The sequence below is a fragment of the Actinomycetospora soli genome (genome assembly GCF_021026295.1).
GTDB lineage: Bacteria > Actinomycetota > Actinomycetes > Mycobacteriales > Pseudonocardiaceae > Actinomycetospora > Actinomycetospora soli.
The window spans coordinates 1-16,577 of record NZ_JAJNDA010000008.1; the positions used below are offsets into that span (position 1 = coordinate 1).

Consider the following 16,577-nt stretch of genomic DNA (forward strand, 5'->3'; position numbering starts at 1 on the left):
GGGCTCGCGGGGCGGGGGCGCTCGGCGGCCGGGGCGGGGGCACCACCCGCGGAGGCGCGTGCGGCGCTCGGGCGCTGGAACTGCGGCCGACCGCCGGACGCGCCGTTCTCCGCCCGCTGCGGCTCGGGCCGGGCCGGACGCTGGGGTTCGGGCGCGGGCTCCGGCCGGGACGGGCGTTGCGGAGCCTGGGGCGCGGCCGCGCGGGCGGGCGCACCGCCACGGCCGCCGTCCGACGACGGGCCGCTCGCCTGCTGGCCCGCCGCGTCGGTGGCCCGGACCGCCCACTCGCCGGACAGCACCCGCGAGAGCGCGGCCGTGACGTGGCCGGCGCGGTTCGGCTGCGAGAGCTGGCGGGCGAGCGGGGCCGTCGGCATCGCGAGCACGACCGTGGTGCCCTCGACCGCGGCGACCGTGGCGTTCTGCAGCAGCGCGTGGGTGGGCTTGTTGCCCTCCCGCACGGCGGCCATGACCTCCGACCACACGCGGCGGAGGTCGGCCGCCGTCATCGCCCCGGGCGCGGCCGGGGCCTGCGCGGCCGGGGCCGCCGGCTCCGGGCGGGCGTCCTCGCGCGGCGGCTCCGGCCGAGCCGGTTCCCGCCGAGCAGGCTCCTGGCGCGCGGACTCCTGGCGGGCCGGTTCCTGGCGGGCCGGTTCCTGCCGTGGCGCCTGCGCCGCGGGTTCGCGCGCCGGGGCCTCGCCCCGCTCGGGACGCGGGGCCTCGACGGTGGCCGTCGGCCGGCCGGTGGGCGGCGCGACGGTGGCGTCCTGCTCGTCGGCGCGCGGCGGCGGGGTGGGCGCCGGTGCGGCCGGTTCGGCCTGCCGCTGCGAGGGGCGCTGGAAGCGGGGCTCGCCCGCCGGCTCCGGCCCGTCGTCGGGAACGGCCAGGGGGCCGCCGGCGCTCGCGGTCGCCCCGGCCTGCAGCCGCCGCTCGACGCCCTCGAGGCGCTGCACCAGCGCCGCGTCCGACGCGGACGCCGCGGGCAGCAGCATGCGCGCGCAGACGAGCTCGAGGAGCAGCCGCGGGGCCGTCGCCCCGCGCATCTCGGTGAGCGCGGTGTGCACCAGCTCCGCGTGCCGGGCGAGCGCGGCGGGGCCGAGGCGCTGTGCCTGGTCGACCATGCGGGCCATCTCGTCGGCCGGGACGTCGACGAGGCCCTTGTCCGCGGCGTCGGGCACCGCGTGGACGAGGATCAGGTCGCGCAGGCGCTGCAGCAGGTCCGCGGCGAACCGTCGGGGGTCGTGCCCCGCCTCGACGAGCCGGTCGACCGCGCCGAAGACCGCGGCGCCGTCCTGGGCGCCGAGCGCGTCGACGACGTCGTCGAGGATCGCGACGTCGGTGACCCCGAGCAGCCCGACCGCCCGTGCGTAGGTGACGCCCTGCTCGTCGGCCCCCGCGAGCAGCTGGTCGAGCACCGAGAGCGAGTCACGCGCCGAGCCCCCGCCCGCACGGATGACCAGGGGGTACACGGCCGGCTCGACCCGCACGCCCTCCTCGTCGCAGATGCGCTCGAGCAGCGCCCGCAGCGTGCTCGGCGGGAGCAGGCGGAACGGGTAGTGGTGCGTGCGCGACCGGATGGTGGGCAGGACCTTGTCCGGCTCCGTGGTCGCGAACACGAAGATCAGGTGCTCCGGCGGCTCCTCGACCACCTTCAGCAGCGCGTTGAACGCCGCCGTGGTGACCATGTGCGCCTCGTCGATGATGAAGACGCGGTACCGGGAGTTGACCGGCGCGTAGGCGGCCTTGTCCCGCAGGTCGCGCGCCTCGTCGACGGTGCCGTGGCTCGCCGCGTCCATCTCCGTGACGTCGAGCGACCCGGGCCCGTTCGGTGCGAGCGCGACGCAGGACTGGCAGACCCCGCACGGATCGGGCGTGGGGCCCTGCTCGCAGTTCAGCGAGCGGGCCATGATCCGCGCCGACGACGTCTTCCCGCAGCCACGCGGCCCGGAGAACAGGTAGGCGTGGTTGATCCGGCCGGCGGTCAGCGCCGTGCGCAGCGGCTCGGTGACGTGCTCCTGCCCGACGACCTCGGCGAAGGTGCCGGGTCGGTATCTGCGGTAGAGAGCGAGTGCCATCAGACCCGCTCCAGCTCCGCTGCGCTTCGTGTCGCCACGATCGCGAGGCTACGCGGGGGGTCCGACACCCCGGCCCCGGGGAAAGAAGGGGACCCCGCGCACCCGCCAGAGCCCGCTTACCCTTGCTGCCTTCCGGCCCTGGGGGAGTTCACAGGATGGACGCCGCGCGGGGTCCGGGGACGACTGTACCGGTCCGCGGACCCACCGCCGACGGGGTGGGGGTCGGGCGCCCGACCTCGCGGGGAGCCCCTGTACCCTCGTCGACGGAGGATTGGCCGAGCGGCCTAAGGCGCACGATTGGAAATCGTGTTGGGCTAACACCCTCACGGGTTCGAATCCCGTATCCTCCGCCAGCTCCACGAGACGCCGGGTCCCCTCCACGGGGCCCGGCGTCCGTCGTTGCGGGCACGGGCGTCGTGGCGCCGTCCCGACGTCAGGTGTCAGCCGTGTGCCACCGCTGACGCTCGCAGGCCGCCGGCGACCCGCCGTCAGGAACGCAGCCCCCGGACGAGCAGGGTGGCGAGCTGCTCGTAGGCCTCGGCGTCGTCGAGCCCCGTGGTCGCCGCGATCCGGCGCTGCTGGATGGCCTCCATCGTCGACGCGACGACCTCGGCGGCGAAGGCCACGTGCACGTCGCGGAAGGCGCCGGACTCCACGCCCTCGGTGATGATCTCGCGGACGCGGCGCGCGGCGGCGCGGGTGTTGCGCTGGTAGATGTCGGCGGCCGGCGCGAAGGACGCGACGTCCTCGAAGAACGCGGCCGAGGCGGGCGCCAGCTCGGCGGAGACGGCGCGCAGGTAGGCGGCGAGGCGGTCGGCGGGTGCGGAGCGGGTGGCGACCGCCGCCTCGACCCGGTCGGTGGCCGCCCGGAAGAAGCGGACCACGGCCGCCGTCACGAGCTGTTCCTTCGACCCGGCCAGCCCGTAGAGCGTCCGCTTGGAGCAGCGCAGCCGGGCCGCGACGTCGTCGAGCGTGAAGCCCGCGAACCCCTCGGCGAGGACCAGCTCGACGAGGGCGTCGGCGAGCTCGTCCCGCCGCGCGGCGCCGCGGCGCACCGGTGAGGCCATCTGGAAATCCTAGCGCGTCGACGCTACTCTCATCGGTACTGACGTTCCGCTATCAGTACCGATAGGACGTGACATGGCTGTCGACCGCCTCCTGCCCACCGACGAGGCCCGGGCGCTGATCGAGCTCACCCGCGAGGTCGCCGACAAGGAGCTGGCGACCCGCGTGGACGACCACGAGCGCGGCGACGGGATGTATCCCGAGGGCCTGTTCCGCACCCTCGGCGAGACCGGCCTGCTCGGGCTGCCCTACCCGGAGGAGTACGGCGGCGGCGCGCAGCCCTACGAGGTCTACCTGCAGGTCCTCGAGGAGCTCGCCGCGCGCTGGGCGACGGTGGCGGTGACGACGAGCGTGCACGGGCTCGCGTGCTTCCCGGTGGCCACGTTCGGCACCGAGGAGCAGAAGCAGGAGTGGCTGCCGCGCATGCTCGCCGGCGAACTGGTCGGCGGCTACAGCCTCTCCGAGCCGCACGCGGGCTCGGACGCCGCGGCGCTGCGCTGCCGCGCCGAGCAGGGCGACGACGGGAACTACCGCATCACCGGCGAGAAGGCCTGGATCACCCACGGCGGCAAGGCCGACTTCTACGCGCTGTTCGCCCGCACCGGCGAGGGCAGCCGCGGCGTCACGTGCTTCCTCGCCCCGGGCGAGACCGAGGGCCTCACGTTCGGCCGGCCCGAGGAGAAGATGGGCCTGCACGCGGTGCCGACGACGAGCGCCACCTGGGACGGCGGGGTCATCGAGGCCGACCGTCGGATCGGCGACGAGGGCCAGGGCCTCCAGATCGCGTTCGCCGCGCTCGACTCCGGGCGCCTCGGGATCGCCGCGTGCGCCGTGGGGCTCGCGCAGGCCGCGCTCGACGCCGCCGTCGCGTACGCGAACGAGCGGCAGGCCTTCGGCAAGCGCATCGTCGACCACCAGGGCCTCGGCTTCGTGCTCGCCGACATGGCCGCCGCGGTCGACTCGGCCCGCGCCACGTACCTCGACGCCGCCCGTCGCAAGGACGCCGGCGTGCCCTACTCGCGCCAGGCCTCCGTCGCGAAGCTGGTCGCCACCGACGCGGCGATGAAGGTGACCACGGACGCGGTGCAGGTGTTCGGCGGCGCCGGCTACACCCGCGACTTCCCGGTCGAGCGGTACATGCGCGAGGCCAAGATCATGCAGATCTTCGAGGGCACCAACCAGATCCAGCGTCTGGTGATCTCGAGGCACTTCGCGCACTGAATCGCCCGTGGCGGACACTGACGGGTGATGCGCGGATTCCTCATCACCCTGGCCGTGCTGGCCGTCCTGCTCGTCGGCGTCGACCTCGGGGCCCGGTTCGTGGCCCAGGACCGGGTGGCGTCGCAGCTGCAGACGCAGCTGGAGCTCGACGCCGAGCCGAGCGTGGACATCCACGGCTTCCCGTTCCTGACGCAGGCTGCGGCCGGGGAGTACCCGTCGGTCACCCTGACCGCCGAGCACATCCCGTACCGCCAGCTGCGCGACATCACGCTGGTCGCCGACCTCGGGGACGTCAGCCTGCCCCCGCAGTCGCTCGTCGACGGCACCGTCCGCTCCATCCCGGCGCGGACGGTGACCGCGAGCGCGCAGGTCGACCCGGCGGACCTCGCGCGCATCCTCAAGGTCTCCGACGTGACGGTGCAGCCGGTCACCGCCCAGACGCTCGAGGCGCGGGGGGCGAAGGTCGCGAACATCGACCCGTCGCAGGCGGTGGAGCTGACCTCGACCACGAGCGTCCTGGGCCAGCAGGTCCGTGCCTCGGTGATCGCGACCTTCCGGCTCGCCGGAGGACAGATCGTGCTCTCGGCGCGGGACATCGCGGTCGACGCCGGTGACGCCCCGTCGTCGGTCTCCGGGGCCGTGACGAGCGCCCTGCGGTCCCGGCTGGGCACCTACTCCGCCCGCCTCGACCCCGGTCAGCTGCCGTTCTCGATCACGGCCACCGACCTGCGCGCGGAGGACGGCAAGCTCGTCGTCTCCGGCACCGCCGAGGACGTCGACCTCCTCGGTGGCTCGCTGTAGTGGCCCGCGTGACAGGCTGACGCCGTGCAGACCATCCGCTGGGGCATCGCCGGACCGGGCCGGATCGCGGCGAACGTCGCCCGGGACCTCGTGGCGGTGGAGGGCACCGAGCTGGCCGCGGTCGGCTCCCGCTCGGCCGAGCGCGCGGAGGCCTTCGCGGCGGAGCACGGCGCGGCGCGGGCGCACGGCTCGTACCGCGCGCTCGTCGACGACCCCGCAGTCGACGCGATCTACATCGCGACCCCGCACCCCCAGCACGCCGACCTCGCCGTCGCCGCACTCGAGGCGGGCAAGGCGGTGCTGGTGGAGAAGACCTTCACCGCGACCCTCGCCGGGGCGTGGCGCGTGGTCGACACGGCCCGCCGGCACGGGGTGTTCGCGATGGAGGCAATGTGGACGCGCTTCCAGCCCGCCGTGGTGCGCGCCCGGGAGATCTACGAGGCCGGGGAGATCGGCGAGGTCCGGTCCGTGCAGGCCGACCTCGGCACCGTGCGCGACGTCGACCCCGCCGACCGGCTGTTCAACGCCGAGCTCGGCGGCGGCGCGCTGCTCGACCTCGCCGTCTACCCCGTCTCCTTCGCGCAGATGGTGCTCGGCGGGAACCCGTCGCGGGTCCACGCGGTCGGCCGGATGGAGACGACGGGGGTGGACGCGGAGAACGCGCTGCTCCTGGCGTGGGACGACGGGCGGTTCGCCACCGCCCAGACGTCCTTCCACTCGCCGTCGCCCGGGCAGGCCCGCATCTTCGGGTCCACCGGCTGGATCGACGTGCTCCCCCGCTTCCACCACCCGACGACGATCGTCGTCCACCGCTCCCCCGACGACCCCGGTGAGCGCCTGGAGCTCCCCGCGACCGGCGCCGGCTACTCGCACGAGATCGTCGAGGTGAACGCCTGCCTGCGCGCCGGGTGGACCGAGTCGACCGTGATGCCGCTCGACGACACCCTCGCCGTGCAGGGCGTCCTCGCGGAGGCCGCGGACCAGCTGGGGCTGACGTTCAGCGAGGTCGCGGTCTCCCTGTAGGCGGCAGCCACAGCCGGCCCTCGATGCCCGACGCCGGGTCGGTGCGGGCCGGCAGCGCGGCGAGCTCGTCCGCGTGGTCGGCCATGCCGAGCGCGGCGAACGCGGCGTCGAGGGCGTCCTCGGTGTCGGCCGCGGCGTCCCGCAGGTCCGGCGGGATGCGGGGGTCGGCGTCGACCAGGGCGCGCCGCTGCTCCGCCGAGGACTTGACCACCGGCCCCGTCATCGACCGCGGGTAGATCTCGACGACGAGCACGCCCCGCGGGCCCGGCGCGGGGTCGAGCGGCCACACCCCGACGCCCGCGCGGCGCCACGCCCCCAGCAGCGCCATCCCGCGCACCGACCCGGTGCCCACTGCGCCGGCGCCGCCGATCTGGAAGGTCGACAAAGGGTTGAGTCCCCGGGCGCGGGCCTCGTGCTCGGTGTCGCGGTAGAGCTCGACGTCCCCTGGCTTCCGGGTGCCCGCGCGGCCCCAGAACGGCCGCTCGCACGCGCGCAGCCACGCCTCGCCCTCGTCGCGCGCGAGGTCCCACAGCTCCGGCAGCGTCGACACGCCGTGCCGGGCGGCGAACCACCGGGCCAGCCCGAAGGAGAAGTCCATCCCGACGACGACGGGCTCGGGTCCGTCGCGCAGGTCGAGCAGCAGGTCGCCCACCCCGGTCCGGTCCAGTCCGCCCCGGACGTCCAGGAGTCGGCCCGGTTCGGCCTCGGCCACCCGGATGCGCTTCGCCGCCGCCCGCAGGTCCCCGGACCAGTCGACGGCGAGGATGCGCACGGAGGGCCATCCTGCCCGGCGGCCGCTCCGACCGATGCCGGCGGCACCGGTTCCGGCGTGTGGTCGACGGGGGCGGCGAGGCCTCTGTCCGTTCGCGAGGGGATCACCCGTTCGTCGCAGTAGAACGACCGCTCGACCCTTGTACCGGACCGCTCGGCCTCCCGCTCGACGAGCCACACCATCCGGGACGATCTCGCCGCACCAATGGCCCCACCCGTCACAGGAGCGCAGAGTCCCCACTCGACCGCTCGTCGCGGGGCAGCTGCGCCGAACGGTCGACCGGACTACTCCAGGACTCAGGAGGACCACTGTGGCCAAGCACCGTGCCCCGCGTCGGCCCAGCCGGCGTGCCGCCACCCCCATCGCCGCCCTCGCGCTGTCGGCGGCCGCCCTCACCGCCGTGGCCCCCACGGCGTCGGCCCACACCCGGACCGACGGGCGCGACGGCCCCTCCGGCGACGGCAACGTCGGCGTGCTCAACGACCTCACGCTGCTGCCCGTGAACGCGTGCGGGCTGCAGGTGCCGATCCTCGGGAGCATCCTCTCCGGCCCGCAGGCCAGCTGCTCCCAGACCGACGACTGACCGGCGACCGACGGTGCGGGGCGTCCCCCGGTGAGCGAGTCGGGGGACGGGGGACGCCCTCAGCCGACCAGCAGCTCCCCGCCCGGCGGTTCCTCGGCGCGGGCGGCCGGGACCCGGATGCGCACGGTGGTGCCGCTGCCGGCCCGGCTGTCGACGTGCAGGTCGCAGCGGCCGCCGTACGCGGCGCGCAGCCGCCGGGACACCTCGGAGATCCCGCCGTGGCGGGCGTCGACCTGGGACGCGGCGCGGGAGGCCTCGGGACCCATCCCGGCCCCGTCGTCGGAGATCGTCACCACGCAGTCGGCACCCGCGCCGGCCGCGGTGATGCGGACCGTGCCGCCGCCCAGCACCGGCTCGATGCCGTGTCGCACGGCGTTCTCCACCAGCGGCGCCACCACGAACGGCGGGAGCACGACGCTCTCGACCTCGGGCCCGACGGTGATCTCCACCCCGAGCCGCGACCCGAACCGGGCCTGCTCCAACGTGAGGTAGCGCCGGGCGTTCCGCAGCTCCTCGGCCACGGTGGTGGTCGTGTCGGCGGTGCGGAACGAGTAGCGCGTGAAGTCCGCGAACTCGGTGAGCAGCTCGCGGGCGCGCGTCGGGTCGACCCGCACGAACGCCGCGATCGCGGTCAGCGCGTTGTGCACGAAGTGCGCCGAGTAGCGGGAGCGCAGCGCCGCCTCGACCTCGGCGTCGGGCAGCACCACGTCGCCGGCCGCCGGGGCGAGGACGCCGGGGCGCTCGACCTCGGGCGGCACGGCGGCGTCCACGCCACGCGAGTTCCCCGCCCGGAGCGCGGAGGGGCGCTCGATCGTCTCGAGGTCGTCGAGTGCGAGATCCGTGGCGACGACCGGCGCGGCCAGCACGGGGGCGTGCACCGTGGCCGGGTGGGTCCCCGCCCGCAGTCCCTGCCAGACCGGTCGACCGAGCAGGCCGGTGGGCGTCCAGCGGCGGTGCTCCACCTTCCCGACCAGCCGGGGCGCCACCCACTGCGCCGCACTCTCGACGTCGGCGGGGAGATCGCCGTGGAACGGGCTGACAAGGCGGTCGAGGCCCACGGACGCGTCGAGGATCTCGCGGCGGGCCGCAGCGGTGACGCCGGTGGACACCCGGCCCACGTAGCGCAGGACCCCGTCGCTCGGCACACCGAGCAGGAGCGACCCGACACCGTCCCGGCGACCCCGCGGCGGCAGCCAGCCGCCGACCACGACGTCCTGCGACCGCGTGATCTCCGCGGTGATCCAGCTCCGGGACCGCCGACCGCTCTGGTAGGTCGACTCGAGCCGCTTCGCGACGACGCCCTCGAGGCCGTACTGCCGGGCGGCGGCGACGATCTCGTCCGCCCCGACCCCGGTGAACGACGGCGGCACCACGAGGTGGCCCCCGGCGAGGTCGATCTCGCCCAGCAGCTCCCGCCGCTGCCGGTAGGGCAGCCGGGCGGTGGAGCGGCCCTCGACCTCCAGCACGTCGAACACGTAGTACGAGACCGGCGTGTCGCTCACGAGGGCGCGGGAGGGCCGGGCGACGCGTCGACGCCGGCGCAGTCGCGACATGCTCGGGCGCCCGACGGGGTCCTCCGCCACGACCACGCCGTCGAGCACGAGGCCCTCCGCGGCCGGGAGCGCGAGCTCGGGGAAGCCGGCCGTGACGTCGTGCCCGTCGGAGTCGATCAGGCGGAGCTGCCCGTCGCGGGCACAGGCCAAGCAGCGCAGGCCGGACCAGACGAACTCGAAGGCCCACCCGGCGCCGCGCGGCAGCTCGCCGTCGGAGGCCAGCATCGGACGGGCGGCGCCCCGGGGCCCGGGCACGCGCGGCAGGACGTCGGCGGGAGCAGCCGCACCAGACGCCATCCGCACGCCTCCCCGTCCTCCGTGCCGCGCCGGGCCGCCCCGACGCCGAGGCCGGCCACGCGCCGTCGCGTATCCCGACCGCCGTCCACGGTAGCCAGACCCCCCGACAGTGACGCCGAGTTGCGCGGCGCGCCACGGCGGTGCTGCGGCCGGACAGCGACACGACGCGACGAACGGCGGACCGCGCAGCGACACGCGGCGCAGGGGACGGGCGCGGCGCGCGGCGTCCCGCCGGACGACGCGGCTCGTCCGTCCGGCCCGCGCCGCCACCGGTCCACGCGCCGTCCCGCCCCCGTCGCGCCGCCGTTCCGGCCTCGTTCCGACCTCGTTCCGACCTCGTTCCGACCTCGTTCCGACCGAAGGGCACCATCGGTCGGGTAGACGAGCCGTGGGCGCCCCTCGCCAGGCACGCCCACCTGACCGGAGGGCCCCCTCGATCGGTCTATCCGACCGAAGGTGCCCTTCGCTCAACCGGCGACAGGCAACCGGCAACCGGACCCGACCGGCGCCGCGTCAGATCAGCGGACCGCTCGCCACCACCGACGACGGGCGGGGCGGGACCGGGCCCGCGGGCTCGGCGGACACCGCGTAGGCGCCCTGGGCGAGCCCGGTGGTCGGGCGCTGCCCGGTCGCGGTGAACGTGCCCGCCGCGTCGAACGTGCCGACCGCGGTGGCCTGCCCCCCGGCGACGCGCCAGAGCACGAACGTGCGGTCCACCCCGATCGCGGGGACGTCGACCGGGACGATCCGCGGCCCGGTCCCGTCGTCGAGGACCACCGCCATCACCGAGCCGCCGGGCTGCAGCAGGGCCGCGTGGCGGACGTCCGGGTTGCGGGCCTCCGCGGAGGTGATCACCTGGTCGGCGCGGTCGGCCGAGGCGACACGCGCGTCGTTCGCCGGGCCGGACACGAGCCCCCGGGCGGACAGGACGACGACACCGGCCACGACCGCCACGAGCGCGAGCACCGCGAGGCTGCGCCGCCGCGGGGCCGGGGTCGCGGGCGGAGGGGCCGCGGGCGTCGGGCGCGGCGTCGGCGCGGTCGGGGGCCCGGCGGCCTCCGGTGCGGGCGTCTCGGGCGCCGGGACGGGTCGGGCCGGCTCGGCGGCCGCCGCGGCGAGGATGCGCTCGCGCAACCCGGCCGGCGGCTCGACGTCGGCGACGGCGTGGGCCAGGGCGGCCATCGTCGCGTGGGTCTCGGAGAGCAGCGACCGGCACGGCGCGCAGGAGCGCAGGTGCTCGCTGACGCGGTCCTCCTCCTCCGGCTCGAGGGCGTGCAGCGCGCGACCGACGACGGCGCCCGCGAGCTCGCCGTCGTGCGGGATCCCGGCGGCGCTCACCAGGTGTCCCCGAGCAGCTCGAGGGCGGAGGTGCCGAGGACCGGGGCGAGCAGGACGCGCAGCTTCGCCACCCCGGTGAACATCCGCGACTTGACGGTGCCGATGGGCACGCCGGTGATCGAGGCGACCTCCCGCTGGGTGTAGCCGCCGTAGTAGGCGAGGCCGAGGGCCTGGCGCTGCTCGGAGGGCAGGTGGCGCAGGGCGGCGCGCACGTGCTCGGCGATGACCGAGCCGAGGGCGGCGCGGTCGGCCGACGGCACGGCGGAGCTGTCGCGCCCGGCGTCGGGCTCGTCGGTGGGGACGTGGTGGCGACGACGGGTGGCCTCCCGGCGCACCGCGTCGACCGCCTTGTGGTGCACGAGCGTGAGCAGCCAGCTGATGACGGTGCCCCGCGTGCGGTCGAACCGCTCCGGGTCCCGCCAGAGCACGAGGAACACCTCCTGGACGACGTCCTCGGCGAGGCCCTCGTCGACGCAGATGCGCCGGGCGAGCGAGTAGGCCGCGCGCCCGTGGCGGGCGTAGAGGAGGTCGAGGGCGCCGGTGTCGCGCCGCGCGAGGCGGGCGACCAGGTCGGCGTCGGTGACGTCCGCGTCGACGGGAGCCGGTCCGGGGGCGTCCGGGACCGGGCGCGACCGCGGGGGTGCAGTCGCGTCGGGTCCGGACGCGCGGGACGGTGACATGTGGGCTGGGGCTCCTTCGGTCAGGACGCGTCCCCGGTCACCGACCGCGGACGTCGGGGCTTTCGTGACGACGGGTCGGGTCGGTTCACCGTCCGCACCGGCGCCGTGACCCGTCGTCGGGAACCGACCGGGGCCCCGACCTGCCCCAACGGACGGGATCGATGCCGTCCCGGCGTGCGGCGCGGCTATGAGCCGGGCCACTTACCCTCGGAGGAACAAGCGACTGCGGAAGGTGCTCATGGCTGGTCAGTGGTTCGAGTCGGTGGCGGAGGCGCAGCGCCGCGCGAAGAAGCGGCTGCCGAAGTCGGTGTACGGCGCGCTCGTGGCGGGCAGCGAGGCGGGCTACACGCTCGACGACAACACCGGCGCCTTCCGCGAACTGCAGTTCGCGCCGCACGTGGCGGATCTGCCGTTCGAGAAGTCCCTCGCGACGACGATCATGGGCCAGGAGATCTCGATGCCCGTGATGATCTCGCCGACCGGGGTGCAGGCGGTGAACCCCGAGGGCGAGGTCGCGGTCGCCCGGGCCGCGGCGTCCCGCGGGACCGCGATGGGCCTGTCGTCGTTCGCGAGCCGTGCGATCGAGGACGTCGTCGCCGCGAACGACAAGACGTTCTTCCAGATGTACTGGGTGGGCGACCGCGAGACCCTCGCCGCCCGCGCCGAGCGCGCCAAGCGGGCCGGGGCCAAGGGCCTGATCGTCACCCTAGACTGGTCGTTCTCCCACGGCCGCGACTGGGGCAGCCCGTCCATCCCGGAGAAGATGGACTGGAAGACGATCCTCAAGTACATCCCCGAGGGCGTCACCCGCCCGCGCTGGGGCATCGAGTTCCTGCGCAGCGGCAAGATCCCCGACCTCACGGTGCCGAACATCCCGGTCGACGGCTCCGCGCCGCCCACCTTCTTCGGCGCCTACGGGCAGTGGATGTTCACCCCGCCGCCCACCTGGGCCGACGTGGCCTGGCTCCGTGAGCAGTGGGGCACCGACCTGCCGTTCTGCGTCAAGGGCATCACCCGGGTCGACGACGCCAAGCGGGCCGTCGACGCCGGCGCCACCGCGATCCAGGTGTCCAACCACGGCGGCAACAACCTCGACTCCACGCCGGCGCCGATCCGGGTGCTGCCCGGGATCGTCGAGGCCGTCGGCCGGGACGTCGAGGTGATCATGGACGGCGGTGTCCGTCGCGGCTCCGACGTCGTGAAGGCGCTGTGCCTGGGCGCGAAGGCCGTCGCGATCGGCCGCGCCTACCTGTGGGGCCTCGCCGCCGCCGGCGAGACCGGGGTCGGCAACGTCCTGGACATCCTGCAGAGCGGCATCGGGTCGGGCCTGATGGGCCTGGGCAAGACCTCCGTGCACGAGCTGTCCCCGGAGGACCTGCTCATCCCGCCGAACTTCACGCGGCAGGCCGGGGTCGCCTAGCCCCTCCCCCGACGAGCGGGCCGTCCGTCACGGGAGACCGTGGCGGGCGGCCCGTTCGTGCGTGCGGGGCCGGACACACGAACGCCGGGCGCTCCCACGTGGGAGACCCGGCGTCGATGGCGGTAGCGGTGGGATTCGAACCCACGGTGGGCAGAACCCACACACGCTTTCGAGGCGTGCTCCTTTGGCCGCTCGGACACGCTACCGGGAGCAACCTTACCGGGCGCCCTCGTCGCCCCCGGAACCACCCCGGAACCACCCCCGCAGCGCCTCCGAACAGGCCTGCTCCCGCACCCCGCCGACCACCTCGGGACGGTGGGCGAGCCGGCGGTCGCGCAGCACGTCCCAGAGCGACCCGGCCGCCCCGGTCTTGGGCTCCCAGGCGCCGAAGACCACGCGGTCGACCCGGGCCAGCACCGCCGCGCCGGCGCACATCGTGCAGGGCTCGAGCGTCACGGCGAGCGTGCAGCCGGTCAGCCGCCACCCGTCGTCGTGCACCGCCGCCGCGGCCCGCAGCGCGAGCACCTCGGCGTGCGCCGTGGGGTCGCCCAGGGCCTCCCGTGCGTTCGTCGCGCACGCCAGCTCGCGCCCGGCCGCGTCGACGACGACCGCCCCCACCGGGACGTCGGCGGGGTGCGCCGTGCGCGCGACCGCGAGGGCACGGTCGACGAGGTCCTCGTCGACCGGGAGGTCAGGACGCAGGCGCGGTCTCCACGATCCGGGCCAGCTCCTCGGCGAACCCGCAGCGCCGCGCGATGGCGGTCAGCTGCTCGTCCGGGTAGAGGTCGATCTCGTCGACCAGGACGGCCAGCTCGTCGGCCGGCACCCCGAGGTCGGACAGCATGCCGAGGTCGCCCTCGGGCCACGGGTCGTCGTCGACCTCGTCCTCGTCGGGGACGTCGAGGCGCAGCAGGTCGAGCACGTCCGCCGCGACGTCGTAGTCGAGGGCCGCGACCGCGTCGGAGAGCAGGAGCGAGACCCCTCCGGGCACCGGGCGCACGAGGACGAAGAACTCGTCGTCCACATCGAGCAGTCCGATGACCGCTCCGGTCGAACGCAACGCCCGGAGTGCGGTGATGGCGCTGTCGAGGTCGGCGAGCGCGGTACGGTCCATCGGGACCGCACGCCAGCGCCCCTCCTCACGGGTCACCGCGACGGCCCAGCCGTCCAGGGGTACGACGGTGCCCTGTCCACCGCCACGGGGGGCGGCCTGTGCGCCCTGTCCTGCCATGGTCGCCACGGTAGGACCGTCGACCCGGACCGTGAAGGGCGTGGACGCCAAGCGCACCGAATCGACACCTTCCGCGCGCCGGGCGGTCGCCCGACGGAGGCCGGGGGTGCAGGATCACGGGTGTGAGGACGTCCGACGAGGCCCAGCGGGAGGGCCGTCGGCGAGCCGCCCACCGCGCGCCGGAACGGGCCCTGCTCGCCGAGGCGCGCTCCCTGCAGCCCGACACGGTGGCGCTGCGCCGCACGCTGCACCGCCAGCCCGAGCTCGGCCTCGACCTGCCCCAGACCCAGGCCGCCGTGCTCGCGGTGCTGCGCGACCTACCCGTGACGATCACGTGCGGACGGTCCTCGACCTCCGTGGTCGCCACGCTCACCGGCACCCGGCCCGGCCCCGTCGTCCTGCTCCGTGCCGACATGGACGCGCTGCCGCTGCACGAGGACACCGGGCTGGACCACGCCTCCCGCGTCGAGGGCGCGATGCACGCCTGCGGGCACGACCTGCACACCGCGATGCTCGCCTCCGCGGCCCGGCTGCTCGCCGGACGGCGGGACCGGCTGGCCGGGACGGTGGTGTTCATGTTCCAGCCGGGCGAGGAGTCGAAGCACGGGGCGCTGTCGATGCTCTCCGAGGGGGTGCTCGAGGCCGGTGGGGCGCTGCCGTCGTCGGCGATGGCGCTGCACGTGACCTCGCGGCTCGCCTCCGGCACGCTCCAGACCCGCGCCGAGTCGATCATGGCCTCGTCGGACGACTTCACGGTGACGGTGCACGGCGCGGGCGGGCACGCCTCCGCCCCGCACGACGCCCTCGACCCGGTCCCCGCCGCCGCCGCGATGGTCGGCGCGCTGCACACGATGGTGGGCCGCCGGATCAGCGCGTTCGACCCCGCGGTGCTCACCGTCGCCCACCTCACCGCCGGCACCACCACCAACGTCATCCCGGAGACCGCGACCCTCGAGGGCACCGTGCGCACGCTCGCCGAACAGACCCGCGAGCAGCTGCTGACCGAGCTGCACCGGGTGTGCACCGGCACCGCCGGGGCCTACGGGTGCACGGCCGACGTCGAGATCGACCGCGGCTACCCGGTGACCGTGAACGACGGCGAGGTGGCCGAGCGGGTCGCCGACGTCGGCCGGTCGGTGCTGGGCTCGCGGTTCGTGGAGCCGATGCCCGACCCGATCATGGGCTCGGAGGACTTCTCCTACGTGCTGGGGCGCGTGCCCGGCGCGCTGGCGTTCCTCGGGGCCTGCCCGCCGGACGTCGACCCGGCCGAGGCGCCGCCGAACCACTCGAACCGCGTCGTGTTCGACGAGGAGGCGATGGTCGCCGGGGTGGCCCTGTACGCGGGGTACGCCCTGGAGGTCCTGCGGCCCTGACGAGGCCCGCCGTGTCGCTGGAGTGGGTGAACGGCGGTCACCTCCCGGCCTCGCCCTACGCTCGCGAGCCGTGGGGACAGAGGAACCGGACACCGGTGCGGTGCTGGCCGCCGCGTTGACCCGGCCCGTGTGCGTGCTCGGGCTCGGGCTGATCGGCGGGTCGCTGCTGCGCGCCGCCACCGACGCGGGCCGCGAGGCCTGGGGTGCGTCGGCGTCGGAGACGACGATCGAGAAGGCGCGCGCCGACGGCTACGACGTGAGCGACACCGTCGCCGACGCCGTGCGCCGGGCCGCGGACACCGACGCCCTCGTGGTCGTCGCCGTGCCGCTCACGTCGATGGACGACGTGCTCGCGGTCGTCGGCAAGGAGGCCCCGGACTGCCGGCTCACCGACGTCACCAGCGTCAAGGAGCCGGTGCGCGACGCCGTCGAGCGCTGGGCGCCGGGCTCCCGCTTCGTCGGCGGGCACCCGATGACCGGCACCGAGTTCTCCGGCTGGGACGCGGGCTCGCTGCAGCTGTTCCACGACAAGGTGTGGGTGGTGGCCACCGACGACGACACCGACCTCGCCGTCTGGGCCGACGTCGTCGCGCTCGCCCTCGCGTGCGGCGCCACCGTGGTGCCCGCGGCGTCCGACGAGCACGACGTCGCCGTCGCCCGCATCTCGCACCTCCCGCACCTGCTCGCCGCGGTCCTGGCGGCGGTCGGCGCCGACGGCGGCGAGCTCGCCCTCGCCCTGGCCGCCGGCTCGTTCGCCGACGGCACCCGCGTCGCCGCCACCCGCCCCGAGCTGACCGCGGCGATGTGCGAGGGCAACCGCGCCTCGCTGCTCGCCGCGCTCGACGACGCCCTCGGCCGGCTCGGCGCCGCTCGCGGCTCGCTGGCGTCCACCGGCGGGCTGCTCGCGACGCTGACCGCGGGTCACGACGGGCGCGCCGCGCTCGACGCCGCCCGCCTCGACCGCCGGGAGGTCCGCGTCGACCTCGCCGGCACCCCCGTTGAGCACCTCGAGTCGATGCGCGAGCTCGGTCGCACCGGCGGCCGGATCATCGGGTGGACCGCCGAGGCCCTCGAGGCGGCGGCCCCGGCGGACGACTGAGCCGACCGCCGTCGTCGACCGTCGTACCGGGCCGACACCCGCCGGTGCC

General features: G+C 75.6%; 15 protein-coding genes, 2 tRNA genes and 1 other RNA gene. 8 read left to right on the forward strand and 10 right to left on the reverse strand.

Going from position 1 to position 16,577, the window contains the following annotated elements; all coding sequences use genetic code 11:
* Both LN037_RS14390 and ffs read right to left on the reverse strand, forming a co-directional pair.
* The coding region (locus tag LN037_RS14390; RefSeq protein ID WP_230753692.1) for a DNA polymerase III subunit gamma and tau at positions 1 to 2,072 on the reverse strand (2,072 nt) is incomplete at its 3' end.
* A gap of 83 nt (positions 2,073 to 2,155) precedes the next feature.
* Positions 2,156 to 2,250: signal recognition particle sRNA small type (ffs, locus tag LN037_RS14395), an RNA gene on the reverse strand.
* An 87-nt stretch (positions 2,251 to 2,337) separates the two neighbouring features.
* Here ffs and LN037_RS14400 point away from each other — a divergent pair.
* Positions 2,338 to 2,425: transfer RNA gene (locus tag LN037_RS14400), tRNA-Ser, on the forward strand.
* A gap of 135 nt (positions 2,426 to 2,560) precedes the next feature.
* Here LN037_RS14400 and LN037_RS14405 read toward each other — a convergent pair.
* Positions 2,561 to 3,139 carry a TetR/AcrR family transcriptional regulator gene (locus LN037_RS14405; protein WP_230753694.1) on the reverse strand — a complete coding sequence of 193 codons (579 nt, stop codon included), beginning with the start codon at positions 3,137 to 3,139 and terminating at the stop codon, positions 2,561 to 2,563.
* Positions 3,140 to 3,212: 73 nt separating this feature from the next.
* Here LN037_RS14405 and LN037_RS14410 point away from each other — a divergent pair, with 73 nt between their 5' ends.
* From LN037_RS14410 to LN037_RS33610, 3 genes are read left to right on the forward strand one after another with little or no spacing between them, the layout of a single operon-like run.
* Positions 3,213 to 4,358, forward strand: coding sequence for an acyl-CoA dehydrogenase family protein (locus LN037_RS14410; protein WP_230753697.1), 1,146 nt, complete (start codon positions 3,213 to 3,215; stop codon positions 4,356 to 4,358).
* Between the two features lie 27 nt (positions 4,359 to 4,385).
* Complete coding sequence (locus LN037_RS14415) at positions 4,386 to 5,159, forward strand: LmeA family phospholipid-binding protein (RefSeq protein WP_230753699.1); 774 nt, start codon at positions 4,386 to 4,388, stop codon at positions 5,157 to 5,159.
* Positions 5,160 to 5,183: 24 nt separating this feature from the next.
* Entirely contained in the window at positions 5,184 to 6,182 is a 999-nt protein-coding gene (locus LN037_RS33610) for a Gfo/Idh/MocA family protein (RefSeq protein ID WP_230753701.1), read from the forward strand.
* Here the strand turns inward: LN037_RS33610 and LN037_RS14425 are convergent.
* Positions 6,157 to 6,954, reverse strand: a complete 798-nt coding sequence (locus LN037_RS14425) for a hypothetical protein (RefSeq protein ID WP_230753703.1) — start codon at positions 6,952 to 6,954, stop codon at positions 6,157 to 6,159. The genes LN037_RS33610 and LN037_RS14425 overlap by 26 nt on opposite strands.
* 310 nt (positions 6,955 to 7,264) lie before the next feature.
* Here LN037_RS14425 and LN037_RS14430 point away from each other — a divergent pair, with 310 nt between their 5' ends.
* A complete protein-coding gene (locus LN037_RS14430; RefSeq protein WP_230753705.1) occupies positions 7,265 to 7,537 on the forward strand; it encodes a hypothetical protein in 273 nt (90 codons plus the stop codon).
* A gap of 59 nt (positions 7,538 to 7,596) precedes the next feature.
* Here LN037_RS14430 and LN037_RS14435 read toward each other — a convergent pair whose 3' ends face one another.
* From LN037_RS14435 to LN037_RS14445, 3 genes are all read right to left on the reverse strand, one after another.
* Entirely contained in the window at positions 7,597 to 9,387 is a 1,791-nt protein-coding gene (locus tag LN037_RS14435; protein ID WP_230753708.1) for an ATP dependent DNA ligase, read from the reverse strand.
* Between the two features lie 513 nt (positions 9,388 to 9,900).
* On the reverse strand, positions 9,901 to 10,725 hold the full coding sequence (locus LN037_RS14440; RefSeq protein ID WP_230753712.1) for an anti-sigma factor domain-containing protein: 825 nt from the start codon (positions 10,723 to 10,725) through the stop codon (positions 9,901 to 9,903).
* Complete coding sequence (locus tag LN037_RS14445; RefSeq protein ID WP_230753714.1) at positions 10,722 to 11,405, reverse strand: RNA polymerase sigma factor; 684 nt, start codon at positions 11,403 to 11,405, stop codon at positions 10,722 to 10,724. Before LN037_RS14445 ends, LN037_RS14440 begins: the two co-directional genes overlap by 4 nt.
* Positions 11,406 to 11,643: 238 nt before the next feature.
* Between LN037_RS14445 and mftD the strand changes: the two genes are divergently transcribed.
* Positions 11,644 to 12,825 (forward strand): pre-mycofactocin synthase MftD, encoded by a 1,182-nt coding sequence (gene mftD, locus LN037_RS14450; protein WP_230753716.1) that lies wholly within the window; start codon positions 11,644 to 11,646, stop codon positions 12,823 to 12,825.
* 117 nt (positions 12,826 to 12,942) lie between these two features.
* Here mftD and LN037_RS14455 read toward each other — a convergent pair.
* From LN037_RS14455 to LN037_RS14465, 3 genes are all read right to left on the reverse strand, one after another.
* Positions 12,943 to 13,031: transfer RNA gene (locus LN037_RS14455), tRNA-Ser, on the reverse strand.
* 10 nt (positions 13,032 to 13,041) lie between these two features.
* Positions 13,042 to 13,527, reverse strand: a complete 486-nt coding sequence (locus LN037_RS14460) for a nucleoside deaminase (RefSeq protein WP_230754229.1) — start codon at positions 13,525 to 13,527, stop codon at positions 13,042 to 13,044.
* Positions 13,517 to 14,056: a tRNA adenosine deaminase-associated protein gene (locus tag LN037_RS14465; RefSeq protein ID WP_230753719.1), complete on the reverse strand. Its 540-nt coding sequence runs from the start codon at positions 14,054 to 14,056 to the stop codon at positions 13,517 to 13,519. The genes LN037_RS14460 and LN037_RS14465 overlap by 11 nt, the downstream gene beginning before the upstream one ends.
* A gap of 122 nt (positions 14,057 to 14,178) precedes the next feature.
* Between LN037_RS14465 and LN037_RS14470 the strand changes: the two genes are divergently transcribed.
* The gene (locus LN037_RS14470; protein WP_372460450.1) at positions 14,179 to 15,429 is read left to right on the forward strand and encodes a M20 metallopeptidase family protein; all 1,251 of its coding nucleotides are present in this window, start codon (positions 14,179 to 14,181) and stop codon (positions 15,427 to 15,429) included.
* Positions 15,430 to 15,499: 70 nt separating this feature from the next.
* Complete coding sequence (locus LN037_RS14475) at positions 15,500 to 16,528, forward strand: prephenate dehydrogenase (RefSeq protein WP_230753722.1); 1,029 nt, start codon at positions 15,500 to 15,502, stop codon at positions 16,526 to 16,528.
* Positions 16,529 to 16,577 lie beyond the last annotated feature (49 nt).